Origin of the sequence: Parvimonas sp. M20, from assembly GCF_035282425.1 — a bacterium.
In the GTDB taxonomy this organism is placed as follows: domain Bacteria; phylum Bacillota; class Clostridia; order Tissierellales; family Peptoniphilaceae; genus Parvimonas.
On the sequence record NZ_JAYKBQ010000002.1, the window covers coordinates 20353 to 46124 of the forward strand.

General features: G+C 27.6%; 28 protein-coding genes. 25 read left to right on the top strand and 3 right to left on the bottom strand.

Features of this window, described 5'->3' with window-relative positions:
* The 9 genes from coaBC to VJI93_RS01115 all read left to right on the top strand — a co-directional run bounded on the left by coaBC (position 1) and on the right by VJI93_RS01115 (position 9659).
* Positions 1-1182, top strand: a complete 1182-nt coding sequence (gene coaBC / locus VJI93_RS01075; protein WP_323998876.1) for a bifunctional phosphopantothenoylcysteine decarboxylase/phosphopantothenate--cysteine ligase CoaBC — start codon at positions 1-3, stop codon at positions 1180-1182.
* Positions 1176-3572: a primosomal protein N' gene (gene priA / locus VJI93_RS01080; protein ID WP_323998875.1), complete on the top strand. Its 2397-nt coding sequence runs from the start codon at positions 1176-1178 to the stop codon at positions 3570-3572. Before coaBC ends, priA begins: the two co-directional genes overlap by 7 nt.
* A gap of 9 nt (positions 3573-3581) precedes the next feature.
* Entirely contained in the window at positions 3582-4076 is a 495-nt protein-coding gene (gene def / locus VJI93_RS01085; RefSeq protein WP_323998874.1) for a peptide deformylase, read from the top strand.
* Positions 4076-4999, top strand: a complete 924-nt coding sequence (gene fmt, locus VJI93_RS01090) for a methionyl-tRNA formyltransferase (protein WP_323998873.1) — start codon at positions 4076-4078, stop codon at positions 4997-4999. Before def ends, fmt begins: the two co-directional genes overlap by 1 nt.
* On the top strand, positions 4999-6303 hold the full coding sequence (rsmB, locus tag VJI93_RS01095; RefSeq protein WP_323998872.1) for a 16S rRNA (cytosine(967)-C(5))-methyltransferase RsmB: 1305 nt from the start codon (positions 4999-5001) through the stop codon (positions 6301-6303). Before fmt ends, rsmB begins: the two co-directional genes overlap by 1 nt.
* Positions 6304-6636: 333 nt before the next feature.
* Entirely contained in the window at positions 6637-7401 is a 765-nt protein-coding gene (locus VJI93_RS01100; RefSeq protein WP_323998871.1) for a class I SAM-dependent methyltransferase, read from the top strand.
* Between the two features lie 565 nt (positions 7402-7966).
* Positions 7967-8587, top strand: coding sequence for a DJ-1/PfpI family protein (locus VJI93_RS01105; RefSeq protein WP_323998870.1), 621 nt, complete (start codon positions 7967-7969; stop codon positions 8585-8587).
* Positions 8588-8899: 312 nt separating this feature from the next.
* Positions 8900-9163, top strand: coding sequence for a DUF2087 domain-containing protein (locus tag VJI93_RS01110; protein ID WP_323998869.1), 264 nt, complete (start codon positions 8900-8902; stop codon positions 9161-9163).
* Between the two features lie 16 nt (positions 9164-9179).
* Positions 9180-9659, top strand: coding sequence for a GNAT family N-acetyltransferase (locus VJI93_RS01115; RefSeq protein ID WP_323998868.1), 480 nt, complete (start codon positions 9180-9182; stop codon positions 9657-9659).
* Between the two features lie 80 nt (positions 9660-9739).
* On the opposite strand, the gene VJI93_RS01120 is transcribed toward VJI93_RS01115, so the two are convergent.
* The 3 genes from VJI93_RS01120 to VJI93_RS01130 form a co-directional block, all read right to left on the bottom strand.
* Positions 9740-10831, bottom strand: coding sequence for a sulfurtransferase (locus VJI93_RS01120; protein WP_323998867.1), 1092 nt, complete (start codon positions 10829-10831; stop codon positions 9740-9742).
* A gap of 273 nt (positions 10832-11104) precedes the next feature.
* Positions 11105-12004 (bottom strand): TIGR01212 family radical SAM protein, encoded by a 900-nt coding sequence (locus VJI93_RS01125; protein WP_323998866.1) that lies wholly within the window; start codon positions 12002-12004, stop codon positions 11105-11107.
* 11 nt (positions 12005-12015) lie between these two features.
* Positions 12016-13074: a rod shape-determining protein gene (locus VJI93_RS01130; protein WP_323998865.1), complete on the bottom strand. Its 1059-nt coding sequence runs from the start codon at positions 13072-13074 to the stop codon at positions 12016-12018.
* A 237-nt stretch (positions 13075-13311) separates the two neighbouring features.
* Between VJI93_RS01130 and VJI93_RS01135 the strand changes: the two genes are divergently transcribed.
* From VJI93_RS01135 to pepD, 16 genes are all read left to right on the top strand, one after another.
* Entirely contained in the window at positions 13312-14604 is a 1293-nt protein-coding gene (locus VJI93_RS01135; RefSeq protein ID WP_323998864.1) for an NAD(P)H-dependent oxidoreductase, read from the top strand.
* Positions 14605-14612: 8 nt separating this feature from the next.
* Entirely contained in the window at positions 14613-15629 is a 1017-nt protein-coding gene (locus VJI93_RS01140; RefSeq protein WP_323998863.1) for a hypothetical protein, read from the top strand.
* An 11-nt stretch (positions 15630-15640) separates the two neighbouring features.
* Complete coding sequence (locus VJI93_RS01145) at positions 15641-15913, top strand: DUF3343 domain-containing protein (protein ID WP_323998862.1); 273 nt, start codon at positions 15641-15643, stop codon at positions 15911-15913.
* On the top strand, positions 15906-16736 hold the full coding sequence (locus tag VJI93_RS01150; protein WP_323998861.1) for a mechanosensitive ion channel family protein: 831 nt from the start codon (positions 15906-15908) through the stop codon (positions 16734-16736). Before VJI93_RS01145 ends, VJI93_RS01150 begins: the two co-directional genes overlap by 8 nt.
* Positions 16729-16938 carry a DUF951 domain-containing protein gene (locus VJI93_RS01155; protein ID WP_269754373.1) on the top strand — a complete coding sequence of 70 codons (210 nt, stop codon included), beginning with the start codon at positions 16729-16731 and terminating at the stop codon, positions 16936-16938. Before VJI93_RS01150 ends, VJI93_RS01155 begins: the two co-directional genes overlap by 8 nt.
* Positions 16939-16949: 11 nt before the next feature.
* Positions 16950-17471, top strand: coding sequence for a nitroreductase family protein (locus tag VJI93_RS01160; RefSeq protein ID WP_323998860.1), 522 nt, complete (start codon positions 16950-16952; stop codon positions 17469-17471).
* 13 nt (positions 17472-17484) lie between these two features.
* Positions 17485-18180 (top strand): DNA alkylation repair protein, encoded by a 696-nt coding sequence (locus VJI93_RS01165; protein WP_323998859.1) that lies wholly within the window; start codon positions 17485-17487, stop codon positions 18178-18180.
* Positions 18181-18340: 160 nt separating this feature from the next.
* On the top strand, positions 18341-18838 hold the full coding sequence (locus VJI93_RS01170) for a hypothetical protein (protein WP_323998858.1): 498 nt from the start codon (positions 18341-18343) through the stop codon (positions 18836-18838).
* A 192-nt stretch (positions 18839-19030) separates the two neighbouring features.
* Positions 19031-20144 (top strand): peptide chain release factor 2 gene (gene prfB, locus VJI93_RS01175; RefSeq protein ID WP_323998857.1). Its coding sequence is split into 2 segments (ribosomal slippage): positions 19031-19105 and positions 19107-20144, totalling 1113 coding nucleotides; the frame shifts between segments, so codons are not numbered across the junction.
* A gap of 99 nt (positions 20145-20243) precedes the next feature.
* Positions 20244-20861, top strand: coding sequence for a regulatory protein RecX (locus VJI93_RS01180; RefSeq protein WP_323998856.1), 618 nt, complete (start codon positions 20244-20246; stop codon positions 20859-20861).
* A 14-nt stretch (positions 20862-20875) separates the two neighbouring features.
* Complete coding sequence (locus VJI93_RS01185; protein ID WP_442953991.1) at positions 20876-21145, top strand: GIY-YIG nuclease family protein; 270 nt, start codon at positions 20876-20878, stop codon at positions 21143-21145.
* Positions 21142-21960 carry a hypothetical protein gene (locus VJI93_RS01190; protein ID WP_323998854.1) on the top strand — a complete coding sequence of 273 codons (819 nt, stop codon included), beginning with the start codon at positions 21142-21144 and terminating at the stop codon, positions 21958-21960. The genes VJI93_RS01185 and VJI93_RS01190 overlap by 4 nt, the downstream gene beginning before the upstream one ends.
* A gap of 9 nt (positions 21961-21969) precedes the next feature.
* A complete protein-coding gene (locus tag VJI93_RS01195; RefSeq protein WP_004832987.1) occupies positions 21970-22191 on the top strand; it encodes a YdbC family protein in 222 nt (73 codons plus the stop codon).
* Position 22192: 1 nt separating this feature from the next.
* Positions 22193-22975: a J domain-containing protein gene (locus VJI93_RS01200; RefSeq protein WP_323998853.1), complete on the top strand. Its 783-nt coding sequence runs from the start codon at positions 22193-22195 to the stop codon at positions 22973-22975.
* A 77-nt stretch (positions 22976-23052) separates the two neighbouring features.
* The gene (pepT, locus tag VJI93_RS01205) at positions 23053-24264 is read left to right on the top strand and encodes a peptidase T (RefSeq protein WP_323998852.1); all 1212 of its coding nucleotides are present in this window, start codon (positions 23053-23055) and stop codon (positions 24262-24264) included.
* Position 24265: 1 nt separating this feature from the next.
* A complete protein-coding gene (gene pepD, locus VJI93_RS01210; protein ID WP_323998851.1) occupies positions 24266-25654 on the top strand; it encodes a beta-Ala-His dipeptidase in 1389 nt (462 codons plus the stop codon).
* The last annotated feature ends 118 nt before the right edge of the window (positions 25655-25772 follow it).

The window sequence follows — 25772 nt, forward strand, 5'->3', positions numbered from 1 at the left end:
ATGAAAAAAAATATTTTAGTTGGAGTAACTTCGGGGATTGCAATTTACAAGTCTTTAGACTTGGTTAGTATGTTGGTTAAGGCAGGATATGAAGTTAATGTTGTTATGACTGAAAACGCAACTAAACTTATAAATCCTTTGATTTTTGAAACAATAAGTCAAAATAAGGTTTATAGCGATGTTTTTGAAAGAGATATGGATAGTGAAGTTAAGCATATAAAACTTGCAAAAAATGCAGATTGTATTATTATTGCGCCACTTACTGCAAATACTATGGCTAAAATTGCTTATGGAATTGCTGATAATTTAATTACAAATATTGTACTTGCACATACTAAAAAGATGATTTTAGTTCCAGCTATGAATGTTAATATGTATGAAAATCCAGTAACTCAAAAAAATATTGAAACTTTAAAAGAAAGACATATAGTTGTAAGTCCAGATTATGGTCGTCTTGCTTGTGGTGATTATGGAAAAGGAAAATTTCCTACAACAGAAAGAATTTTCGAGGAAATTGAGAGCTATTTTGTGAAAAAAGATTTGCTTGGAAAAAAGGTATTAATAGGAAATGGTGCAACAATTGAAGACATTGATCCGGTTAGATACATTTCAAATTATAGTAGTGGAAAAATGGGAAATGAATTGGCACTATGTGCTAAAAGACGTGGAGCTGATGTAAAAGTAGTGTGCGGAAAAGTTAATAGTGATTACAGAAAATTTGGAATTGAATACATTGATGTAAAAACTAATGAAGATATGTATAACTCAATAAAAGAAAATTTTAACGAAGCAGATATTTTAATTATGCCCGCTGCACCTGTTGATTTTAAGGTTAAAAACAAAAAAGATTTTAAAATCAAAAAGACAGAAAATTTTGAAAATATTGAAATTGAAAATAATATTGATATTTTAAAAAGTATTTCAGAGTATAAAAAATCACAATTTGTTGTAGGCTTTGCAGCTGAAACAAATGCAGTTAGAGATTATGCAATTTCAAAGATGAACAATAAAAATTTGGATATGATAGTTGCAAATGATGTTTCATTAAAAGATAGGGGCTTTGGCTCTGATTTTAATAAGGTTACTATAATTACGAAAGATAGTGAAATTGAAACGGAAGTTTTAACTAAAAGAGAAATTGCAGATAAAATTTTAGATGCTATTTTGGAGAAAATATGTTAGCAGAAGTTGTTGTTAAGTCTTTTTTACTATCAAGAGCTGAAAATATTTTTACTTATAAAATTCCTAAAAATATTGAAGAAGAAATTTCAGTAGGTAAGAGAGTAATTGTTCCTTTTGGTAAAGGTAATAAGGGAACAGTTGGACTTGTTATAAATATTTTAGATGAAAAAGATGTTGAAACAGATATAAAGTTCAAAGAAATTAACATGGTTATAGATGAAAAGGAAATTGTAAGTAAAACACAGATTAAACTTGCAAAGTTTATGAGTGAAAAATACATTACAAATCTTTCTTATTGTCTAAATTGTGTTTTGCCTCCCGGAGATTGGAGTAAAATTGAAGAATTTTTTGTTTTAAATAAAGAAAAATACAATGAATTTTCAACTGTTGAAACTGAATTTTTTTCAAAGAGAAGAAACATTTTAGAAATTCGAGAATTTTATAATGATGATAAAAAGGTAAATTATCTAATTGAAAATAAAATTTTAGTAAAAAAATACAAATATAACAACTCGGAAAATAAATTTTTAGAAAAATTTGTTAAACTTAACGAAGACTTTGATTTTTCAAAAATTCGTAAAAATGCAGTAAAACAATTAGAACTTTTAAATTTTTTAAAGGGAAAAGACTTTGTAAGTGTTAAAGAATTAAGAGAAAATAACTTTACAAAAACTGTAATAGATTCTTTAATTTCAATGGAAGCACTTTTTTTAACTGAAAATAAAATTTATAAAAATTCTGTTGAAGGAATAAAGAATTATGAAAAATTAAAGCTAAATAAAGAACAACAGGAAGTTTTAGATAGTATTTTAAATTCTAAAAATGATAAATTTTTAATTCACGGAATAACAGGAAGCGGAAAGACTGAGATTTATCTTCAACTCGTTGAAAATATGTTAGAACAGGGAAAAAGCAGTATAATTTTAGTTCCTGAAATTAGTCTTACACCACAGACCATAGAAAGATTTTCAGGACGTTTTGGAAATGATATTGCAATTATTCATTCCAGACTTACAATGATTGAAAAATTAAATCAATGGAAACAAATTCAAGACAAGGATATAAAAATTGTGGTTGGAGCTAGATCTGCAATTTTTTCTCCTATAAAAAACTTGGGACTTGTAATAATTGATGAAGAGCATGAATCTAGTTATATTAGTGACCAAAATCCAAAATATTATACTCACGAAGTGGCAGAATATTTAGTCGGATTGTCAGGAGCAAAACTTGTCTTAGGATCCGCGACTCCGTCTGTAAATATCTATGCAAGAACAAGTAGTAATGACATTAAACTTTTAGAATTAAAAAACAGAGCTACAAAAAATTCTTTACCTGAAGTTGAAATTGTAGATATGCGTGAAGAATTGTTGCTTGGAAATAAGAGTATTTTAAGTAATAGTTTGTATGAAGAAATTCAAAAAACTTTGGATAGAAAAGAACAGGTAATTTTATTTTTAAATAAACGTGGAAGAAGCTCTTTTGTTTTTTGTAGAAGTTGCGGTTATGTTCAAAAATGCGATTATTGTGATATTTCTATGACTTATCATAAAGATAATAGAAAAGATATTTGCATCTGTCATATGTGCGGAAGAACTAAACCAAAACCTAAAATATGTCCAAATTGTTTTAAACAATCCATAAAAGAATTTGGTTTTGGAACTGAAGCATTGGAAGAATATATCAAAAATGCTTTTAAAGATGCTAAAGTTTGTAGAATAGATGCAGATACTTCAAAAGAAAAAGGAGTCTATGAAGAAGTTTATCGAAAGATGAAAAATAAAGAAATTGACATTTTAATCGGTACCCAGATGATTTCAAAAGGACTCGACTTTCCAAGTGTAACTTTGGTAGGAGTTGTACTTGCCGATATAAGTTTGAATATTCCATCTTTTAGATCTGCTGAAAAGACTTTTCAACTTTTGACACAGGTTGCAGGTCGTTCCGGTCGTGGAGATAAAGAAGGAAAAGTAATAATTCAAACATATAAACCAAGTCATTACAGCATTGTTAATTCTTCGGATCATAATTATGAAGAGTTTTTTAAAGAGGAAATAAATTTTAGAAGAAGTTTTCTATATCCGCCAAAGGCTCATATCGTGAATTTTCAATTTAGAAGTAAAAGTGTTGAAAATTGTATGGAAGAATTAAAGAAGATAAGAGATTTAATTTTTGAAAAATTTAAAAAAGAAATAAATTTAAAAAATATAATTATTCTAGGGCCTAATCCAGATGCTATAAAATGGGTAAATATGGTGTATAGATATAATTTAACTATAAAAGTTTTAGAAGACTATGATGTCTTTAGACAATTTTTGACAGAATTAATTTTTAATAAAAAGTATTCATTTAATACTGAAAAAAATGGAAAATTAATTTTGACGATAAATTAAGGAGGAAAAATGGCATTAAGAAATGTTAGAATTGACGGCGATCCTGTTCTTAGAAAAAAGGCAAGGAAAGTTGAAGTTATTGATGATAAAATAAAAGATCTGCTTGAAGATATGGCAGAAACAATGTATAATTCAGACGGAGTTGGACTTGCGTGTCCTCAAATAGGAATTTTAAAAAGACTTGTAACAATAGATGTCGGAGATGAACACGGATTACTTAAAATGGTAAATCCTGAAATTTTAGAAAGTTCCGGAGAACAAGTTGGACCAGAAGGATGTCTTTCAATTCCAGATGTGAGAGGTTTTGTAAAAAGACCTGAAAAAGTAAAATTCAAATATACAGATATTGATGGAAACGAACAAATTATAGACGCAACAGGTCTTTTGGCTGTTTGTGTATGTCATGAAATAGATCACTTAAATGGAATTTTATTTACAGATTTAGCTTTGGAGGGAGAAGAAGCTGAAATGTATGAAAAATTGTATTATGGTGAGGAAGAATAATGAAAAAAATAATTTTTATGGGAACTCCTGAGTTTGCAGTTCCACCTTTAGAAACTTTGAATGAAAATTTTGAAGTTTCTTTAGTTGTTTCTCAAAAAGACAAACTTAGAAACAGAAAAAAATTATTACCAACTCCCGTAAAGCAAAGATCATTGGATCTTGGACTTGAAGTTGTAACTCCTGATAGTGTAAAGAGTGATGAATTTTTTGAAATTGTAAAAAAAATAAATCCTGATTTTATTGTCGTGGTAGCATTTGGACAGATAATTAACAAAAGGTTAATCGACTTTATGAAAGGTAGAATTTTAAATATTCATGCTTCTATTTTACCGGAACTTAGAGGTTCTGCGCCAATAAATTGGGCTATTGTAAATGGACTAGAAAAAACGGGTGTAAGCATTATGTCAATAGATGTTGGGCTTGATACGGGAGATGTTTTGGATATTGAAGAAACAGAAATTTTAGAGTCGGATAATGCTGAAACTCTTTATGAAAGACTTTCAAAAATGGGTTCAAAATTGATTGTTAAAACTATCAATGACTTTGAAAATAAATATGAAAATAGAGTTAAACAGGGAGATATTTTTTCCTATGCTCCAATGATTAAAAAGGAAATGGGAAAACTTAATTTTAATGATACTTCAAGAAATATTTTCAACAAAGTAAGAGGTTTTTATAATTGGCCAAGTACATTTTGTGAATATTTGGGAGAAAATATAAAAGTTCATAGAGCTGAAATTTCAAAAGAAAATCCGAATGAAAATGTCGGAACAATTTTTAAAGTTTCAGATGATGCAATTTTTGTTAAAACTTTAGACGGAAGTATAAAACTTTTAGAAATTCAATTTTCTGGTAAAAAGAGAGTTTTAGTTAAAGACTATCTTTGTGGCAATTCTATAAAAGTTGGAGAAATTTTAAAATAATGAGAAAACTTGCAGTTGAAATTCTTTGTGAAATCAAAGATGAAAATTCAAATTCAACAAATTTATTAAATAAAAATACAAAAAACATTTCTGATTTAGATAGTAAATTTTTAAGAGAAATTGTATATGGAACTTTGGAAAATAGAATTTATCTTGATTATATAATCAAAAAGCTCTGTAAATTAAGAATTAAGAAGTTCAATCCGTATATTTTAAATATTTTAAGAGTTTCTATTTATCAGATTATTTTTATGGATAAAATTCCTGAATTTGCAATAATAAATGAGGCTGTTAATCTTACAAAAGTTTTTAAACTTAAAAAATTTTCCTCTTTTGTTAATGGATCTTTAAGAAATTTTTTGAGAAATAAAGAAGACTTTGTAAAGATTGAAGCTGACAATGTAGAGGAAGCTATCTCTATAAAATATTCTGCTAATATTGATATTGTAAAAATTTTACTTTCCGATTATGGCAGGGAAGAAACTATAAAAATTCTCGAAAATTCTATGTCCAAACCTCATTTTGCAATAAGAATTTCATCTTTTGAAAAGACGGAACAAAAAGTTTTTAAGGATTTGGTAAAAGACGGATATAAGCTTAAAAAATCTGAAATTTCAAAACTTACTTATTTTGTAGAAAATCCTACTAATATATTGGAAACTGAAAGTTTTAAAAGAGGAGATTTTACGGTTCAAGATGTTGGAAGTATTCTAACGGGAGAAATTTTAGCTCCAAAAGAAAATTCAAAAGTTTTAGATATCTGTTCTGCACCGGGTGGAAAAACTTGTCATCTAGCTTTTCAGATGAAAAATAGTGGAGAAATCTTTGCGAACGATATTGTAAAGAGTAAATTAAAAAAGATAGAAGAAAATTGTAAAAGACTTAATATAAAAAATGTAAAATTACTAAATTTTGACGCTTCAATTTACAAAGAGGAATATAAAGAACAATTTGACTATATACTCTGTGATGTAATTTGTTCAGGAATTGGAGTTATGGATAGAAAACCTGAAATAAAATTATTCAGAAGTCAAGAAACTATTGATGAAATAATTAAATTGCAGAGAAAAATTTTTGACAATGCAGTAAAATATCTAAAAGATAAAGGAGAGATAGTTTACAGCACTTGCTCTGTTTTGAAATGTGAAAATGAAGAAAATGTCAAATACTTTTTAGAAAAACATAAAAATTTAAAAATAAAAGATATTGAATTTTTTGGCAAATCAGAAAAATTTATAAAATTATTACCTGAAAAATATAAACATAATGGATTTTTTATAATAAAATTTATTAAAGAGAATTAAGGGATTGAGGACTAGTCTTCAATCTTTTTTTATAAGAAAATTGTCTTGATCAAAATCAGCAAAGAGAAAAAATGAGTCAAGATGATAAACTATTTTAGGATAAAATAAGTCAAAAGAGAAAAAAATCTTAAAAATCTTGTACTATTTTATAGTGGATTAAAAAAAATAGTTAGAAAAATGAATATTTAGCTTGAGTAAAAGACAAAATGTGGAAAAGGTGATATAATGAGATGGACGAGAAATTGACAATTTAGAATTTGTAGAGGTGAAAAATGTAATGGCTACATATTCAACTTAAATCAAAATAATATAAAATTACGAGGAGATTATAAGATGAACAATTATATAAAATTAAATGAAGATAGATGGAATAATGTAAAAAATGACTATACTGAGCCATTGACACATGAAGAATTAGAAGAAGTTAGAAATAATCCAATTTCTGTTGCATTAACTGTTGGGAAAAAAGTTCCAAAAGAATGGTTTGAAAAAGCAAACGGAAAAAAGATATTAGGTTTAGCTTGTGGTGGTGGACAGCAGGGATCAGTTTTTGCTATAAAAGGTTATGATGTAACTATAATGGATTTTTCTAAATCACAATTACAAAGAGATGATATGGTTGCTAAAAGAGAAGGCTTAAAAATCAATACAGTTCAAGGCGATATGACAAAACCATTTCCATTTGAAAATGAAACTTTTGATATTATTTTTAATCCAGTTTCAAATGTATATATAGAAGATTTAGAAAATATGTATAAAGAAGCCTCTCGAGTATTAAAAAAGGGTGGATTGTTAATGGTTGGATTTATGAATCCTTGGATATACATGTATGATGCTGACATTGTATGGGACAAACCCGATGAGGAATTACTTTTAAAGTTTTCAATACCTTTTAATTCAAAAGAGCTTGAAGAGGAAGGCAAGATAACCATAAATCCAGAATATGGATATGAATTTAGCCATACCTTAGAAACTCAGATTAGAGGACAACTTAAAAACGGTCTCGCTATGATAGATTTTTATGAATCATGTGATAAAAGAAATAGATTATCACGATATGGAAATGACTATATAGCTACACTTTGCATTAAACTATAATGTTATAGAACATACTTCAGGAGAATAGCCCGTTTTATTTTCCGTAAGGGTTAAAATCTAAATTTCAGTTTGTCGAAATAAAACTATTAAATAATAATTACAAAAGTTCTCTTAGTAAAATGGAAGAAGTAGAATTTTTGGGTAAATCAGAAAATTTTATAAAATTGTTACCAGAAAAACAAAAATATAATGGATTTTTTATAATAAAATTTGTAAAAGAGAGGTAAAGGATTGAGGATTAGTCTTCAATTTTTTTCACATAATTTTATATAAAATTTTAGAAATAAATTTTCTGTTTTTTGATGTTTTATAAGAAAGTCATCTAGACCAAAATTAGCAACTTGAAGGAAAATAAGTCAAAATGATGAACTATTTAAGGATAAAATAAGGTAAAAGAGAAAAAGCCTTAAAAATCTTGTACTATTTTATCATAAATTAAAAAAATATAGTTAGAAAAATGAATTTTTAGCTTGAATAAATGACTAAATGTGGAAAAAGTGATATAATGAGATGGACGAGAAATTGACAAATTAGAATTTGCAAATTTAAAATTAGAGGAGGTATTATGAAAAAAATATATATGTATGTATTAGATACAATGGCAGATTGGGAGAATGGATATTTCTTACAAGGCTTGACCTTACAAAAAATGGCAGGAGAGTTAAAATATGAATTACAAACTGTTTCAGTATCTACGAGAGCAATTAAAACTGCTGGTGGAATTACTGTTGTTCCAGATATTACTTTAGAGGAAATTGATGAAACACAGGCGGGAGCATTATTATTGATTGGAGGAGATACTTGGCAGGAAAAGTCAAATCAACCGATACTTGAGATCGCTAATTCATTTCTTAAAAAGAATATATTGGTAGCTGCCATTTGTGGAGCTACATTAGGGTTGGCAAATAAAGGAATTTTAAATTCATACTATCGTACAAGTAATGCTTCGTTCTTTTTGAAAGAAAGTATTAAATATCAAGGCGAGAAATATTATAAAGATACACTCGCAGTGATGGACAAAAATCTCATTACTGCAAGTTCAGCAGGTTCTTTGCTTTGGGCAAAATATATATTTGAAAACTTAGAACTATACTCTCATGAAACTATCGAAGCATGGTACAACTATTTTTCTTCTGGAAAAGTGGAGTACTTTGGAGAATTAATGAGTTCTTTTAATAAGCATTAAACAAATCTCAGTTTGTCGAAGTAAAAAAATCAAATAGGATATTACCAAGAGGAAGTAAAAGCAAATAGCGGATACTTCAACAAAAATGTAATTGAAACAATGCAAGATAAACTTACAAGAATAATGCTTAGGGAGTTGCGGAGAAAATTGAATGAAAAACGATAATTTTGATTAAAAGTCCTTAACAAGTAGCAACAGGAGTGATAAATTGAAAATTTTCCTGTTTTTGTTTTTATATTTGGAACAGTTAGTTGCCAATATTTCTAAAATGTAAGATTTATAGTAATTAATAAATTGTTTTGGAGAAAATTTATGGAATTTAATAAAGATAAATGGATAAAAGACGGTAAGATTTTAAATATGCCAAAAAAACAGCAAGATAAATATGAACTTTTTGTTTATTTAGCTTCTATTTGTTTTGATGAGAGAAAATATAAAGAAAAAGAAATTAATGAAATTTTAAAGAAATATTATGTAGATTATTGTTATTTGAGAAGATCTATGGTTGATTTTAAACTTTTAAAAAGGACTGATGATGGAAGTGAGTATTTCTTTGATAAGTCGGTATTAGATTGAATTTAGTAGGAGAGATATGATATATATAAAAGAAATTTCGGCTAAGGATATTAATTTGTTTTGGGAGAAACATATTAAGTATTTAATTGAAGATGAAATAATTACAGATAAGGAAGATATAGAATATTTTTTAAGTAGTGAGTATAGAGATTTTTTAGAAAATCGTATGATTGTTGATAAGGATAGACATTATTTTGCTTATTTTTTTGAAAATGATATAGAAATAGGAGCGGTTCAATTTACAATTTATAACAACAAAGATGGAAAATATTTTGGAGAATGTTTTATACTTGATTTTTGGATATATCCTGACTTTAGAAATAAATCTAAAGGTTTGGAATGTTTTAAGAAATTAGAAAAATATACAAAGCCACTTGGGGCAAAGCACTATGTTTTAAATTCAATGAAAGAAAATTCAATTAGATTTTGGAAAAAAATAGGATTTGTAGAAAATGGAATTGATGAATGGGGTATGAAATTGTTTAGACTATATTAACTTTTAAAAAATTTACAGATAAATAAATTAGAGAAATGTTAAAGGAGCTTTTAAAAAGCTCCTTTGTTTTTAGTTTAGTATTAATCTTTGCAAGAAGGGTCTTTACTTGCTTTATCTTTTGGTAAGTCTCCAACTTTTTTATATTCTACATCTTTTGATTTAGGATCTCCAATTTGAACAGGAAGTTCATCATCCATTTGCCATTGATTCCAGCCGCCATCATATAGACTAGCGTTTAATCCATTTTCATGAGCAAGCAAGAATGCAACAGAGCCTCTCCAACCGGTTCCACAGTAGAAAGCCAATTGTTTGTCCGTTGAAATTCCTTGTTCTTCCCACATTTTCTTTATTTCAGAAAAATCTTTATATTTTCCGTCTTTATCAGTATATGCATCCATTGATTGTTTATCATGTCCTGCTTTTCCCCATAAGGCTCCTTTTGGTTCTCCTGCTCTAGGTATATAAGTATAACCACTTTCTTTTCCCAACCATTCGTTTTCACTTCTAATTGAAATTAATTGGAAGTTATTGTCCTTTCCAAGTTTTTCTTTAACAGCTTCTATTGAAGTAATATATTCAGGATGAGCTGGGATTTTAGTTTTAAAATCAGCTACAGGGGTAGGTTTAGTTTCTTCTTGTTCTACAGGATAATTTTTATTCATCCAGCTTTTTAAACCACCATTTAAAATTTTTACATTTTCAACTCCTGCATATAGATATGCTGTTGCAACTCTAGCACAGCCTGTATTTTGTCCATAAAGAATAACGACAGTATCTTTATCTATTCCATAATTTAATAAACTTTTTTCAAGTTCTTCAGGGCTTCTTAAATTCCATACAGGTTCTTTTTCTACTGTATCAGTATTGATATGTATTGCACCTTTGATATGATTTTGTAAATAATCCGGACTATCTTTTGTTTCACCCCAAGAGACTTCAGCAATTATAAATTTTTTAGAATCTTCATTTTTCCCATCAAGAACTTCTTTAACATAATCTTCATCAACAAATATAGTATTTTTAGTTACTTTTTTAGTTGAAGAATTTTCTTCTTTTTTCTCTGTTTGTTCTGTCTGCTTTTCACTTGTTTTTTCTTCTTGCTTTTTAGAACAAGAAGCTAAAACTCCTAAAGCTAAGAATAAAATTAATAATTTTTTAAAACATTTTTTCATAGTATCCTCCTTAAATGTTTTATGATTACAATTATATAATGACTATTTTTTATCATAGTTATTAATTATATAATTATAATCGTTATGTTTATTATATAATAAAATATAATAATTGTAAATAAAGGCATTAATTATTTACAATTAAGTTAAAAGTATAATTAAAATTTTGATATTCAAAATGTGAACTGAATTATTACGCAATTCTTTTCTTCACGAGGTCACTTGGGAAACTTGTTATTTAACTAAAATAAGTTATGTTTAGTTAAACATAACTTACTTTAAATTTATTCCTTGATATGAATTTTTTTGTTTTAGAATTTTACTAATTTCTCCAATTGTTTTAATTTTATCTTTTGACCAAAGGGGAGCAACAAGTTTTTCTTTGTCACCATCTCCTGTGAGTCTATGAATAATTATGTTCTTGTCTAAATTTTCAATTGCCATAATTAAAGCATTTATATATGCATCCCAAGTTATGACTTTGAAATTATTTTTTAAGTATTCCTCATATAGTTCACAATCGTTCTGAATATAAAGACTGTGAATTTTAATACCCCAAGGTTTTTGAGTATTTACATAATCAATAGTATTTTTATAATCTATTTCTGTTTCATTTGGAAGGCCAAAAATTATATGAAAGATAGTTTTTATATTTAATTCTTTTAATTTTTTTACACAATTTTCAAAAGTTTCTGTACTGTAACTGATATTCATATTATTTCTTGTATTTTCATTTGAGCTTTGTAATCCAAGTTCAATCCATACTTCAATTTTTTCATTCAGTTCTGCAAGCAAATTATAAATTTTTTCATTGAAACAGTCTGCTCTTGTAGCAATAGATAGCACTTTTACATTTGGGAAATTTATTGCCTCATAGTACATTTTCCTAAGTTCTTCTATAGGCAAAAATGTATTTGTATAGCTTTGGAAGTAGGCTATATAACCATTGTTTTTATCTTTTTCTTTTAAAAAATCTATTTGAGCATTTAATTGTTCGGTAATTGACTTTCTTTTAGTTGTAAATTCTCCACTTCCACTTTCGGAGCAAAATTTACAACCACTTTTTCCGTTTTGTCTATTTGGACAAGAAAACCCTCCATCAATGGAGAGTTTTAAAAGTTTTGAACCGAATTTTTCCTTTAGATAAGAACTTAAATCATTATATCTTTGCATATTATCTCTTTTTATCTCTTTCTTAATTGTTCTTTTTGTTCTAAAACATGGCGCTTTAATTCGTCTAAATATTCTATTTCATCATTTGAAAAATCAACATTTTTCAAAAATTTTCCTGCTCCTTTTATTACCATTAATTCAGGGTTTTCTGGATTTAAAACCTCTAAATGTGTTCTATCTGTTATTAATTCAACAAATCCAGGAATTAATGACGAACCTCCAGTTAGAATTAATCCCTTTTCAGAAATATCGGCGATTAATTCTGGTGGAGTTTTCTCCAAAGTTTCAGTTATTGCATTTAAAATTTTATTTAAAGTCATTCCAATTGCATGAGAAATATCTGAATCATTTACAAAAATATGCATTGGAAGACCATTCATAACATTTCTTCCTTTAATTTCATACATTGAGCCTTCATTTGTTGGATATGCTCTTGCAACTGATAATTTAATAATTTCTGCTGTATTTTCTCCAATCAACATATTATATCTCGTACGAATGAAATCTGCAATTGCTTGATCAATTGTATTTCCACCGACACTCATACTTTTGGCAATAATTATTTCTCCATTTGAAATTACAGAAATATCTGTCTTTCCAGCTCCAATATCTACAACCATAGTACCTGATGGATCGTTTACATTTACACCACAACCAATGGCAGCAGTTATTGTTTGTTCTAAGAGAACAACATTGTTTGCACCAGCAAGTTTTACTGCTTGAGTTATAGCTCTTTTTTGTACTTGTGTCAATTCACTCGCAATACAAACTAAAACATTCGGTCTGAAAAAATTATTTCCAACAGATTTTTTTATAGCTCTTTTTATAATAGCTTCTGTTGCATTAAAATCTACAATATTTCCTCCAACAACAGGTCTTTTTGCAACTACATTTCCCGGAATACGTCCTAATAATTTTTTTGCGGTTTCTCCATAATTTAAAATTTTATTTTTATATGTATCCATAGTAACGACTGATGGTTCATTAACTACGATACCTTTATTTTCTACGAAAGTTACTACCTTTGATGTTCCAAAATCAATGGCAAGAGTTTTTCTAAAATACTTCATAAAAATCCCCTATCTATTTTACTCTAAAAATTATTCAAAATTTAAAGTCTTGAATAATTTTATTTATAAATTTAATTTAACTATAATTTTTTATTTTAAATGAAATTTTACTACTATAATTTTACACTAAAATTTACATATAGTAAAGAGTAATTTTCATATAAAAAAATTTGATAAAATTTATATGTTGTAGTAAAATAAGAATAATATAATTAATAATAAATTTTGGAGGACTTTATGTTTAGAATGAAAAACAAGCTTAATAATTTATATAATGCAAATAGAGAAGTTAAGTTTGCTCTTATTGGAGCCGGAAAAATGGGAAAGGGACTTGTTAATCAACTTTCCAGAATTAAAGGTCTTACAAGTTCTGTTGTAATAGATGAAAAACCTGAAAAAGCTATGGAAGCTCTTATTTCATCCGGTGTTAGAAAGTCAGATATTACTACAAGTGATAATATAAGGATAATTGAAAATTCTATAAAGAATGGAATGTATGTCGTTTCTGATGATTATACTATTGCTTGCAAATTACAAGATATTAAAGGAGTTGTTGATGCAACAGGAAATCCTCCTTTTGGAGCAATCTTAGCAATGGAGGCAATTGAAAATAGAAAACATACAATTATGTTAAATGTTGAATGTGATGCAGTTATTGGGCCATATTTATTTAATTTAGCTAAAAAGAAAAATGTAATCTATACTGGCTCTGCAGGAGATGAACCTGGAGCAATAATGGAACTTGCTGATTTTGCTTTAGGTGCAGGTTTTAAACTTCTTGCTGTTGGAAAAGGGAAAAATAATCCGCTTAATCATTATATAACAGAGGATGATGTTAGAGAGGAAGCAATTTCAAAAGGACTCTATCCAAAAATGCTTGCAGGTTTTATTGATGGAACTAATACCATGATTGAACTTACAAGTACTGCAAATGCCTTGGGATTTATCCCTGATGTCATTGGTTGTCATGGTCCAAATGCTACACCTGCTGATTTAGCGAAAATTTTCTCTCTTAAAGAACAAGGGGGAATTTTAAATAATTATAAGACTGTAGATTTTGCTTTTGGAGTTGCACCAGGAGTTTATGCTATCGTAACAAGTGATAGTGATGAGGTTCACGATTTAATGAAATATTTAAAAATGGGGGATGGACCGAATTATGCAATTTACAGACCTTATCATTTAACAAGTTTGGAAACACCAATCACAATATATAATGCAATTGTTGAAAAAGAATCAACTATTGTTCCAGCTTGTGGGCAAGTTTCAGATACCATTACAGTTGCAAAAAGAGATTTGAAAGCAGGAGAAATCTTAGAGGGAATTGGTGGTAAATCCGTTTTTGGAAAAATAACTAGCCACGCATATCAAAAAAGAAAAAATCTTTTGCCAATTGCCATGATTACTAAAAAAACTAAGTTAAAAGTAGATGTTAAAAAAGATGAGCTTATCACTCTTGATATGGTGGAATTAGATGAGGAGCATATTATAACTAAACTTAGAAGAAAGCAAGATAAATTAGGTCTTTAGGAGAAAGTATGGAAATAATTTCAAAATATAAAAATAGAATTGCAATAGGAATTTCGGCTATTGCAGTAATTATATTGATTATATTTTTAAGTCATAACTTTTCGAGCAATTCTAATAAAGAAGTGCCTTATGATTTTTCAAAACCTTATACTAAAATTGAATTTATTAAAGATGAAATGTTTGTTTTTAATAATAATAAATTTTCAAGATATAATAAAAATGGAAAACTAAAATTAGAAAAAGAGATTGAAAACAATGGGAAAATCAGAGTTTCTAATGATGTTATCTATTCACTTATGCCTAATGAAATAATTATGTATAGCAAGAATTTTGATGAAATTAAAAGAGTTTCATTAGAAAAAGAAACTCAGGATTTTATTATTGAAAATAATAAAATTATTTTAATCAATAATGCGAGTTTTAAAATTTTCGATGAGAATTTGACAGAAATATATTCAAATGAAGATGTTCAAAATCCTGGATATGTAAAGTTTTCAAAAAGTAAAAATAATTTTGTTTATACAGATTATGTAAAGTCTGAAAATACTATTAAATCAAGATTTCATATTTTGAATTTAAAAGATAAGTCAACTGTTTGCGATTTTACATTTTTTAATGAATTTATAATAGAATTTGGCTTTGTAAATGATTCAGATGACAAACTTTTTGTTGCAACAAATGAAAAATTATATTTGTTTGAAAAAAACATCATAAAAAATCAATATTATATGAAAAATTTAAAAAATGTTATTTATCATTCTGGAAAAATTTATTTATTTTCTGAAGACTTAAAAGTTTTTAATGCTAAGGATTTAAAATTGGAAAAAACTGTTGATATTGGTAATGACTATGTGAAATCTTATATCTTAAGTAAAGATATTCTGTTAGTCAAAAAAAATGGGTATGTATTGATTGATAAATCCACTTTTAAAACTAAAGAATTTTCAGGTGAAATAGCAGATTCTATTCAAAGTGAAGATTCAGTTTATTTGATTCAAAAAGATAAATACAAAAAAATAAAATAGGGGGGATTTTTTTGGACGAAAAATATTTATTATTGACTTTTAATTCAGTTAATCATACAATGCAATTAGAAAAGGAACTAAAAAATTTGGAAAAGAAATTTAAAACAATTCCAACGCCAAGGGAAGTGAGTCGTTCTTGTGGTCTTGCAATTTTACTTGATCCAAGTGAACTTGAAACAGTAAAATCACTAAAAGAAGCGGGTAAAAATGTTGATTACCTTTGGCTTTTTGAAAAGACACAAGATAGAGGAAATGTTGTAACGGAGATAAATATTAATGAATAAATTTTTTGAAAATTTTATTTATTCGGAGTCTATTAGAAGCCTAATTATAAAAGTAATTTTATCTATAATAGTTTTCTTGGTTGCTAAAATTATAATTTATATTTTTACAAAAGCTTTGACAAATTTAGTTAAAACATATAAATCAAATGATTTTAGAAACTCTAAAAAGGTAAACTCGATAGTTTCTATATCATCAAGTGTTTTGAAATATATAATTTATTTTATAGTCATAGTTATAATTTTAAGCATTTTTGATGTAAATACTTTATCTTTAATAGCAACTGCTGGAGTTGGTGGTATTATTATTGCCTTTGGAGTTCAAAGTATTGTAAAGGACTTGTTCAGTGGAGTTTTTATTCTGTTAGACGACCAATATAATATTGGGGATGATGTTATTATTAATGGAATCTCCGGTAATATTATGGCTATAAATATGCGAAATACACAGATACAAGGTTATGACGGAAGTGTAAATACAATTTCAAATGGAAGTATAACAACTGTTACAAACTTTAGTAAAAACAATCAAAGATCTGTTGTTACTTTTTGTTTTCCAATTGATGTGGATGTTGAAAAAGTTAAGAAAATTATAAGCGATTTTTCAACCGAATTTTCAGAAAAATATAAAAGTGTAATCAAAGATCCGGTATTTTTCGGAGTTACAGAAATGGGAAGTTATTATATAAAAATAGCTGTTGCTCTTTGGAGTAAACAGTCAACACAATGGCAAAATGAAAAAAAATTAAGAGAAGAATTGTATAAAAAATTTAAAGAAAAAAATATTGAATTTTTGAAACTTGAAAAGGGTGATAAAATTGTATAAATATAAAGTATCGGATATTGTAGTGCTAAAAAAAGAACATCCCTGTGGAACAAATAGATGGGAGATTTTAAGGACAGGAATTGAAATTAAATTGAAATGTCTAGGTTGTGAAAGGGAAGTTTGGATTAAAAGAATTGATTTTGAAAAAAGACTAAGAAAAGTTGAAATAGATGGGAAACTTTTCAAAGTTGCTAATCTTTAAAGGAGGTAATTATGAATTTCTTAGAATTGGCAAAAAAGAGATATTCTGTAAGGGAATTTTCTAGTAAAAAGGTTGAAAAAGAAAAGATTTTAAAAATTTTAGAGGCTGGGAAAATTGCACCGACAGCAAAAAATAACCAACCAATAAAAATTTACTATTGTACTGAAGATGAAAAGTTAAAACTTTTAAATGAGTCATCCCCTTGTGAATATAATTCTCAACTTATGTTTGTTATAACATACAATTTGGATCAATGTTGGTATAATAGTTATACTGGAATTCCAAGTGGAGTTGTAGATGCTACAATTGTTGCAACGCAAATGGTTCTTGAAGCAGAAGACTTGGGATTGGGCTCAGTATTTATTGGAGCTTTTAATTCTGATATTGTAAAGGAAAAATTTGATATTCCTGAACAAAATCAAATAGTAATGCTATTATTTATGGGTTATAAATCTGAAAATGCTATGTCTTCACCATTGCATGAAACTTATAAATCTGATGAAGAATTATTTGAAGAATTAAAAATAAGATAATCAGGGGGATTATATGGATAAAATATTAGAAGATTTATTTTCTTTACAAGATATTGAATATAAAAATTTTAATGCAAAACTCATTCCCACAGTAGATAAAGACTTAATAATCGGAGTTAGAACACCTGATTTAAGAAATTATGCAAAAAAATTATTTAAAGAAGATGAAAAACGAAGCTTTCAGTTTTTAAATAATCTTCCACATAAATATTATGAAGAAAATAATCTTCATGGTTTCTTGATTGAACAAATAAAAGATTTTGATTTAGCGATGGAATATACAGAAAAATTTATTCCCTTCATTGACAATTGGGCAACTTGTGATACATTTTCGCCAAAAGTTTTTAAAAAATTTCCAAATGAAACATACAAATATATTTTAGATTGGATAAAAGATGAAAAAACTTATGTTATAAGATACGGAATAGGTCTTTTACTTTCAAATTATTTGGATGAAAATTTTAAAGAAGAACATTTGGAAATTGTTTCAAAAGTTAGTTCTGAAGAATATTATGTAAATATGATGATTGCTTGGTATTTTGCAACTGCCCTAACAAAACAACAAGAGTATGCTATAAAGTTTATAGAAAATAAAAAACTTGATGATTGGACTCATAATAAAGCCATTCAAAAGGCAATAGAAAGCAGAAGAATTACTGAAGAAGAAAAATCATATTTAAGAAGTTTAAAAGTAAAAATAGTGAAATAGAATGAAAAGATTTAGTAATTAGGATTAGGGAGTAAATTTTTAAAGGTATTTCCTAATTTTTTTATTGATAATTCATAAACAATGAAAATATGCTATAATATAGTTATTAAATTATGTTATATCTTTTATGAATATTTATTTGGGAGGTTTGTGGCTATATATGAATAATTTTTTTGAAGCATTGATTGGAGAAAAATCAGAAAGCAAAAATATATTTTCTCCTCTAATTGGAGAATGGGAAATTGAATGGGTTGATGGAAAAGGAACTGAAAAAGAAAGGCATGTAATAGGAGAATGGTTGTTTTCAGAGATATTGAACGGTCAAGGAATTCAAGATGTTTTCATTTGTCCGTCAAGAGTAGAAAGAGTTGCAACTCCACAACCGGATGCTGAATATGGTACAACTATAAGAATATATAATCCAAAAAAGAAAAAATGGGATATTTGCTATTCCTGTTTAGGAAAGATGGTTTGTTTGGAAGCAGAAAAAATAGATGATAAAATTGTACTAGTGAATAAAGAGAAAACAGAGAGTCTTAATCAATGGATATTTTCAAATATTACTCTCGACACATTTCATTGGGAAAGCAAAACATCTTTTGATAATGGCAAGAGTTGGGTTACAAATGGTGAAGTATTTGCAAAGAGAAAAAATTGAACATATGGGTTGAATTTAATATGAAAGGTAGTGTAAAAATTTTGTATCTTGACACACTACCTTTTTTATTGGACTTGACGAAAATATTTTAATAGTATAAAATTAACTGTAATTATATTTTCATTATTGAATGTAATTGACTCTATTTTAAAATAAAAAAGATTGTATTTTATTGTTGTCGTTGGGGGAGAGATGGAAAATTTAAGTACGGTTATTGAAAGACTAAAAAAACTGCAACAAAATTTGTTAGAAATTGGTGATTCACTTTGACATTTCTAAGTTAGAGGATGAGTATAGGAGTCTTGAGGCTCAAAGTTTCAAAGAAGATTTTTGGAATGATTCTAAAAATGCAAAGTCAATTTTGGATAATATGAAAAATTTGAAATTTAAGATTGAAACTTTTACTTGTCTAAGCCAGAAGATTGTAGACTCAATAGAATTTTTAGAAATTTTATCTGACGAAGAATTTATGGAGTATGAAAGAGAAGCATTAAAAAATATTCACAATATTGAAAAAGAATATTTATCATTGAAGTTAAATACTTTGATGGTTGGAGAATATGACTCAAATAATGCCATTTTAGAAATTCATGCCGGAGCCGGTGGTACAGACGCTCAAGATTGGACTGAAATGTTACAACGTCTTTATACAAGATGGATTAACAGTAAGGGTTTTTCATTTTCAATTTTAGATTACAATTCTGATACTGAAGGTGGAATTAAGTCTGTTACTTTAAAAGTTGACGGCAAAAACGCCTATGGATTTTTAAAAGGGGAAAAAGGAGTTCATAGACTTGTTAGAATTTCTCCATATGATTCGTCAAATAAGAGGCATACAAGTTTTGCAAGTGTAGATGTTTTTCCAGAAATTGAAGAAATTACTGATATTAAAATAAATCCTAAAGATTTAAGGATTGATACTTATAGATCTGGTGGTGCCGGAGGACAACATGTCAATAAAACGGATTCAGCAGTCAGAATAACTCATATTCCAACAGGAGTAACTGTTTGTTGTCAATCCGAAAGAAGTCAAATATTTAATAGAGATACAGCGATGAGACAGCTTATTGCAAAACTCTTAATTATAAAACAAGAAGAAAATAGAGAAAAAATAGAAGATATTCAAGGGAAATATTCTCAAATAGCTTGGGGTTCACAGATAAGATCTTATGTATTTCAACCTTATACACTTGTCAAAGATCATAGGACAGGTTATGAAACTGGAAATGTGGAATCTGTTATAAATGGGAATATTGATGAATTTATAAATCAGTATTTATGTGAGTTAGTTAAAAAAAGCAGGTGATTTTATGAAAAGAGAAACAGCAACTAGAATTGTTGCACTTATATTAGCTTTGATGATGCTAGTAGGAATATTGCCAACAATTATAGGATTATTTAGATAATGCAAGTTATAAAAATAAATTATAGTAAGTCTAAAGAAGTTTTTGAAGTAATTTTTGAGGATGAAACAAAGCTTCTTTTGAATTACAATATTTTTGAAAAGTATAAAGTTTCAGTTGATATGGATTTTTCAGAAAATGAAATTTTAGAAATGAAGTATTTTTCAGATATTGAAAGAGCAAAGTCGAGAGCAATAAATTATATTTCAGGAAAGTTGAAAACTAAGTATGAAGTAAGATTAAAACTTAAAGAAAATGACTTTGCAGAAGATGTTATAGACAAAGTTTTGGATATTTTAGAAAAAGAGGAATATTTAAACGACAGAGTCTATTGTGAAATATTTATTGAAGATAAGAAAAAATTAAATGGCTATGGAAAAAATAAAATCAAATCTTTATTAATTCAAAAGGGAATTTCTAAAAATATTTTTGAAGATTTTTTGGATGAGTTTGAATACGATGAAGAATTTGATAATGCTCTTAAAATGGGTATAAAAAAGTTGAACCTATTGTCAAATGAAGAGGATAATTTCAAGAAAAGGCAAAAAATTATAAATTATTTGGCTTATCGTGGTTTTGGATTTGACGTTATAAATGATGTTTTAAAGGAAATATTATGATGACTTTTGTTTATATGTTGGAGTGTAAGGACGGAAGTTTTTATACTGGCTATACGACTGATTTAAAAGCCAGATTTGAAAAACATAATTCAGGCTGTGGTGCAAAATATACAAGAGGAAGAACTCCTGTAAAACTCGTTTATTTTGAAATTTTTGAAACGAAATCAGAAGCACTCAAAAGAGAAATTAAGATAAAAAAGATGAATAGGTTAAAGAAAGAAAAATTAGTATTAAATTTTGATAAAAGCAAATTTTCTACTTATATGGAAGGTGATGTTTTATGATTAATGAAAATTTATATAATCAATATGATGATTTAAGAGAAAATTTAGCGGAGTTATTACTTCTAAAAGAGGAAATTATTTCAATTAGAAACGACTTAGTTTTAGAAGATGATGAAAAGTTTAAACTTTTATATAAAAAGAATATTGAAAGTCTTATGAAAATTCAAAAGTCTCTTGAAAGAGATGTTATGAATCTATTTAGGGCAGGGGAAATTTTAAAAACTCTTGAATTTGCAGATAATTTTGTAGATGTAAGTCAAGTTTATACAATCATAGATTCAGAGAATAAAAACAGCAAAAAATTTAATTCAAATGAAGTTAAAAATTTTGTAGGATTATTTGATGAACTTGATACTGAAGAAAATAGCACTTGTGATGATGTCTTTAAAGCGATTGCAAAGGAAATTTCTCCACAGACAAATAGTAAAAATTGGGATAAAGAGCTTTGGAAAAAGACGCTAAAGGCTAAAGCTGATGACAGCAAAAGAACAATGAATAAAATTTTTAAAACTATTGAAGAAGAAAGATTGATAAAAAATCCAGTAGATTTTAATATTGATGAATATTCAGAAAATATTCGAACTTTAGAAAAGAATTTGGAATTTTTGCAAAGAGAAGTAAAAACTCTTGGAGAATCATGCAAAGGTACTCTTGATGAAAAAAAGGTTGAGAGAATGCAAAAGTTATTGAAAAAAGTTGAGCATAGAAAGGCAGATATAAATCATTCAATTGAGGTTTTAATAAAAATAAAAAATGGTTTAATGGATGGATTTATAGCGTCTTTGCCTACAAATAAAAATGGAATGTTAAATTAGGAGGAGAAAATGGAATTAAAATTTGAAATTACAGAGGAATTAGGAATTCTATCCGAAAATGAAAAAGGTTGGAGGAAAGAATTAAATTTAGTGAGTTGGAATGAGAGAGAACCAAAATACGATATAAGAGATTGGAATCCAAGTCATGAGAGAATGTCTAAGGGAATAACTCTTACAAAGGAAGAAGCACAAGCACTTTATGAAATTTTAAAGGAAGAATTTGGAGAATAGTGTGAAAAAACTTTTTGGGAAATTTATTTTAGGACTTTCTAAAGTTTTAGATAAAATTTTAGGGGCAATAGTAACTGGCTTATCATATATTGTAAATTTGCTAAGTAGTATCTCCATATTTTTGGTATTAATTGGAATAGCTTTTTTAACTTTAGGTTCGTTTTTGCTTCCTTTGCTACTGATATTTTTACTTTCCAATCCGGTTTTTTGGCTAATAATATTTGTTTTTTTCATAGTTCCGTTTTTAGGAAAGAAATTTATTTCTTTTTTAAGATATATTAATTATTCACTATGTGAATATCTAAATGATTATGGAAATTTTTTATTAGGGAACAACAAGGGATATTCATCTTTTAAAGATTATAAAAGAAAATATGAAAGGGTTCAAGAAGAAGAGCGTCAAAGAGAAAGAGAAGAAAGACAAAGAAGAGAGCAAGAAGAATGGGAAAGACGATTTAATTCTTTTAATGAATTTTTTTCAAATAATGGTGGGTTCTATAGTGGTTATCAAGGAAATCAAGGATATTATCAAAATACCGATGCAAGTTATGATCCATATAGCGATTTTAAAAATAAATTTGAAAATGCTTGTAGGGTTTTGGAGTTTAATTCTTATGATATAGATTTTTATCAGGTTAAGTTACAATATAGAAAACTTGCTAAAAAATATCATCCTGATTTGAATAGAGATAGGGATACAACTGAGAAATTTCAAGAAATTAATTCAGCTTTTGAGTTTTTAACAGAAGAAAATATAAAAAGATATAACCAGATGAAAAGATAGCAGAAGATAATTGCTATCTTTTTTTAATTTTAAAATTGTGGTAAAATAAATATGAAATAAAATATTTGGAGGTAGTTATGAATATAGTAGATCGTTTTGTGGAATATGCAAAAATGGACACTCAATCAAATCCTAAGTCTGAAACCGTTCCTTCAACAGAGAAACAAAAGAACTTGGGAAATTTACTTGTAAAGCAATTAAAAGAAATGGGAATTGAAAATGCTCATATTGATGAAAAGGGTTATGTTTATGCTCATTTGAAATCAAATGTAGAAAAGAATCTTAAAAAAGTTGGTTTTATTGCACATATGGATACTGCAACAGAACTTACCGGAGCAAACGTAAATCCTCAATTTGTTGATTACAAAGGAGGAGATATTAAGTTAAATGATGAATTTACAATGTCTGTAAAAGAATTCCCTTGTTTAAATGAAGTTGTAGGAGAAAGACTTATAACAACTGATGGAAATACTTTATTGGGGGCTGATGACAAGTCAGGTATTGCAATTATTATGGATGCAATTCAAAAAATTATATCAAATAATTTACCACATGGAGATATTTCAATAGGATTTACTCCCGATGAAGAAATTGGGCGTGGAGCTAATCATTTTGATGTCAAAAAATTTGGAGCAGACTTTGCTTATACAATTGACGGTGGACCTATTGGAGAACTTGAATATGAAAGTTTCAATGCTTGTAGTGCAGTTGTAGATATTAAAGGAAAAAATGTTCATCCGGGTTCAGCAAAAGATATTATGAGAAATTCACTTATGGTTGCTCATAATCTTTTATCAATGTTACCTGCAAATGAAAGACCTGAACATACTGAAGGATATGACGGTTTCTATCATTTATTGGAAATGAACGGAGATACTGAAAATACTCATATGGAATTTATCATAAGAGATTTTGATAGAGCAAAATTTGAAAATAAAAAAGAATATATGAAAAAAATAGTTGAAATTTTAAATTTCAGATATGATAATTCAATCACTTTGGAACTTAAAGATTCATATTACAATATGAGAGAAAAATTGGAAGATAGAAAAGATATAATCGACCTTGCCTATAATTCAATGGTTGAAATTGGAATTACTCCAAAAATTCAAGCAATTAGAGGAGGCACTGATGGATCAAGACTTTCTTTCATGGGTCTTCCTTGTCCAAATATTTTTGCTGGGGGATTTAATTTCCATGGTAGATATGAATTTGTTCCTATTTCATATATGGAAAAAGGATCAGAATTACTTGTAAAAATTGTAGAAAATATTGTAAAAGGAGAATAATATGAATTTAAAACCGGAAAGAGTTTTTCACTATTTTAGAGAGCTTTCAGATATTCCTCGTGAATCACACAATGAAAAGGCAGTATCGGATTATATTTATGATTTTGGAAAAAAACTAGGACTTGAAACAAAACAAGATGATATTCTTAATGTTTATATAAGAAAGCCTGCAACTAAGGGATATGAAAATAAACCTGGAATAATCTTACAAGGACATATGGATATGGTTTGTGAAAAAGCTACAAGCTCAAAACATAATTTTGCAACAGATAAAATTGAATGGGTAATTAAAAATGATTTGCTTTTTGCAAATAACACTACACTTGGAGCAGATGACGGAATTGCAGTTGCAATGGCAATGGCGATTTTGGAAGATGAAACTCTAGTTCATCCTGAACTTGAAGTTCTTATTACAGTTACTGAAGAAACTACAATGGCAGGAGCTTTGGGACTTGAAAAAGGACTATTAAAAGGAAAGTACTTTTTTAATATCGATTCTGAAGAAGAAGGTATTTTAACTCTTGGCTCAGCTGGTGGTACTTTATTTAAAACAAATTTAGAATTAAAATTTGAAAATAAGGAAGTAGAACTTGTTAAACTTCATTTTGACGGATTTTTGGGTGGACATTCAGGAATGGAAATCGGCAAAAATAGAAGAAATATGATTAAAACAATTGCTGAATTTATAAAAGAGAGCGGACTTTCAATCTCGAGTGTAAACTGTGGAAATAAAGACAATGCAATTCCTAGGGTTGGAGAAATTGTAATTGAAAATTCGCCAAAATTAGATGAATTAATTTCTAAATTTACAGAAAAATACAATGGGGAAGAACAACTTACAATAGATAAAAAAGAAATATTTAATGGAAAAGTTTTAACAAACGCATTAAAAAATACTCTAGTTGATATTTTACAAGAATTGCCAACAGGAGTTAATTCTAAAGATGAAACTGGAATTATAAGTTCATCAAATCTTGCAATAGTTAAAACTACTGAAAATGAAATTATAATCCGCGACTCTATTCGTTCATCTTCATTGAGTATTTTAGCAGATATGAAGTCATCTTTTAGTAAAATCGGAGAAAAATTTGGCTTGAATTATGAATTTTCAGGTGGTTATCCTTCATGGGAAAAGAAAGAAAATTCAACACTACAAAAATATGCAAACAAAGTTTATAAAGAGTTAACTGGAAACGAATTTGAAAATATTATAGTTCATGCAGGACTTGAGTGTGGAGCAATTTATGAAAAATATCCAAATCTTGAATTGATTTCATTTGGGCCTGACATAAGAGGAGCACATACTCCGCAAGAAAATCTTTCAATTTCATCAACTGAGAGAGTTTATGGCTTTACACTAAAATTAATTGAAGAAATTGCAAAAAATTAATTTTAAAATTTTATTGAAAATCAGCTAAGCGATTAGCTGATTTTTTATGTTGATATTTTAAGTTTTATTTAATATAATAAATATATAATAATTAAAAATTATTTTATATGGGGGTCTT

Bases quoted from the DNA above. Each gene is read 5' to 3' on its own strand.
- coaBC (WP_323998876.1), top strand. From the start codon at position 1: ATGAAAAAAAATATTTTAGTTGGAGTAACTTCGGGGATTGCAATTTAC.
- priA (WP_323998875.1), top strand. From the start codon at position 1,176: ATGTTAGCAGAAGTTGTTGTTAAGTCTTTTTTACTATCAAGAGCTGAA.
- def (WP_323998874.1), top strand. From the start codon at position 3,582: ATGGCATTAAGAAATGTTAGAATTGACGGCGATCCTGTTCTTAGAAAA.
- fmt (WP_323998873.1), top strand. From the start codon at position 4,076: ATGAAAAAAATAATTTTTATGGGAACTCCTGAGTTTGCAGTTCCACCT.
- rsmB (WP_323998872.1), top strand. From the start codon at position 4,999: ATGAGAAAACTTGCAGTTGAAATTCTTTGTGAAATCAAAGATGAAAAT.
- VJI93_RS01100 (WP_323998871.1), top strand. From the start codon at position 6,637: ATGAACAATTATATAAAATTAAATGAAGATAGATGGAATAATGTAAAA.
- VJI93_RS01105 (WP_323998870.1), top strand. From the start codon at position 7,967: ATGAAAAAAATATATATGTATGTATTAGATACAATGGCAGATTGGGAG.
- VJI93_RS01110 (WP_323998869.1), top strand. From the start codon at position 8,900: ATGGAATTTAATAAAGATAAATGGATAAAAGACGGTAAGATTTTAAAT.
- VJI93_RS01115 (WP_323998868.1), top strand. From the start codon at position 9,180: ATGATATATATAAAAGAAATTTCGGCTAAGGATATTAATTTGTTTTGG.
- VJI93_RS01120 (WP_323998867.1), bottom strand. From the start codon at position 10,831: ATGAAAAAATGTTTTAAAAAATTATTAATTTTATTCTTAGCTTTAGGA.
- VJI93_RS01125 (WP_323998866.1), bottom strand. From the start codon at position 12,004: ATGCAAAGATATAATGATTTAAGTTCTTATCTAAAGGAAAAATTCGGT.
- VJI93_RS01130 (WP_323998865.1), bottom strand. From the start codon at position 13,074: ATGAAGTATTTTAGAAAAACTCTTGCCATTGATTTTGGAACATCAAAG.
- VJI93_RS01135 (WP_323998864.1), top strand. From the start codon at position 13,312: ATGTTTAGAATGAAAAACAAGCTTAATAATTTATATAATGCAAATAGA.
- VJI93_RS01140 (WP_323998863.1), top strand. From the start codon at position 14,613: ATGGAAATAATTTCAAAATATAAAAATAGAATTGCAATAGGAATTTCG.
- VJI93_RS01150 (WP_323998861.1), top strand. From the start codon at position 15,906: ATGAATAAATTTTTTGAAAATTTTATTTATTCGGAGTCTATTAGAAGC.
- VJI93_RS01160 (WP_323998860.1), top strand. From the start codon at position 16,950: ATGAATTTCTTAGAATTGGCAAAAAAGAGATATTCTGTAAGGGAATTT.
- VJI93_RS01165 (WP_323998859.1), top strand. From the start codon at position 17,485: ATGGATAAAATATTAGAAGATTTATTTTCTTTACAAGATATTGAATAT.
- VJI93_RS01170 (WP_323998858.1), top strand. From the start codon at position 18,341: ATGAATAATTTTTTTGAAGCATTGATTGGAGAAAAATCAGAAAGCAAA.
- VJI93_RS01180 (WP_323998856.1), top strand. From the start codon at position 20,244: ATGCAAGTTATAAAAATAAATTATAGTAAGTCTAAAGAAGTTTTTGAA.
- VJI93_RS01185 (WP_442953991.1), top strand. From the start codon at position 20,876: ATGTTGGAGTGTAAGGACGGAAGTTTTTATACTGGCTATACGACTGAT.
- VJI93_RS01190 (WP_323998854.1), top strand. From the start codon at position 21,142: ATGATTAATGAAAATTTATATAATCAATATGATGATTTAAGAGAAAAT.
- VJI93_RS01195 (WP_004832987.1), top strand. From the start codon at position 21,970: ATGGAATTAAAATTTGAAATTACAGAGGAATTAGGAATTCTATCCGAA.
- pepT (WP_323998852.1), top strand. From the start codon at position 23,053: ATGAATATAGTAGATCGTTTTGTGGAATATGCAAAAATGGACACTCAA.
- pepD (WP_323998851.1), top strand. From the start codon at position 24,266: ATGAATTTAAAACCGGAAAGAGTTTTTCACTATTTTAGAGAGCTTTCA.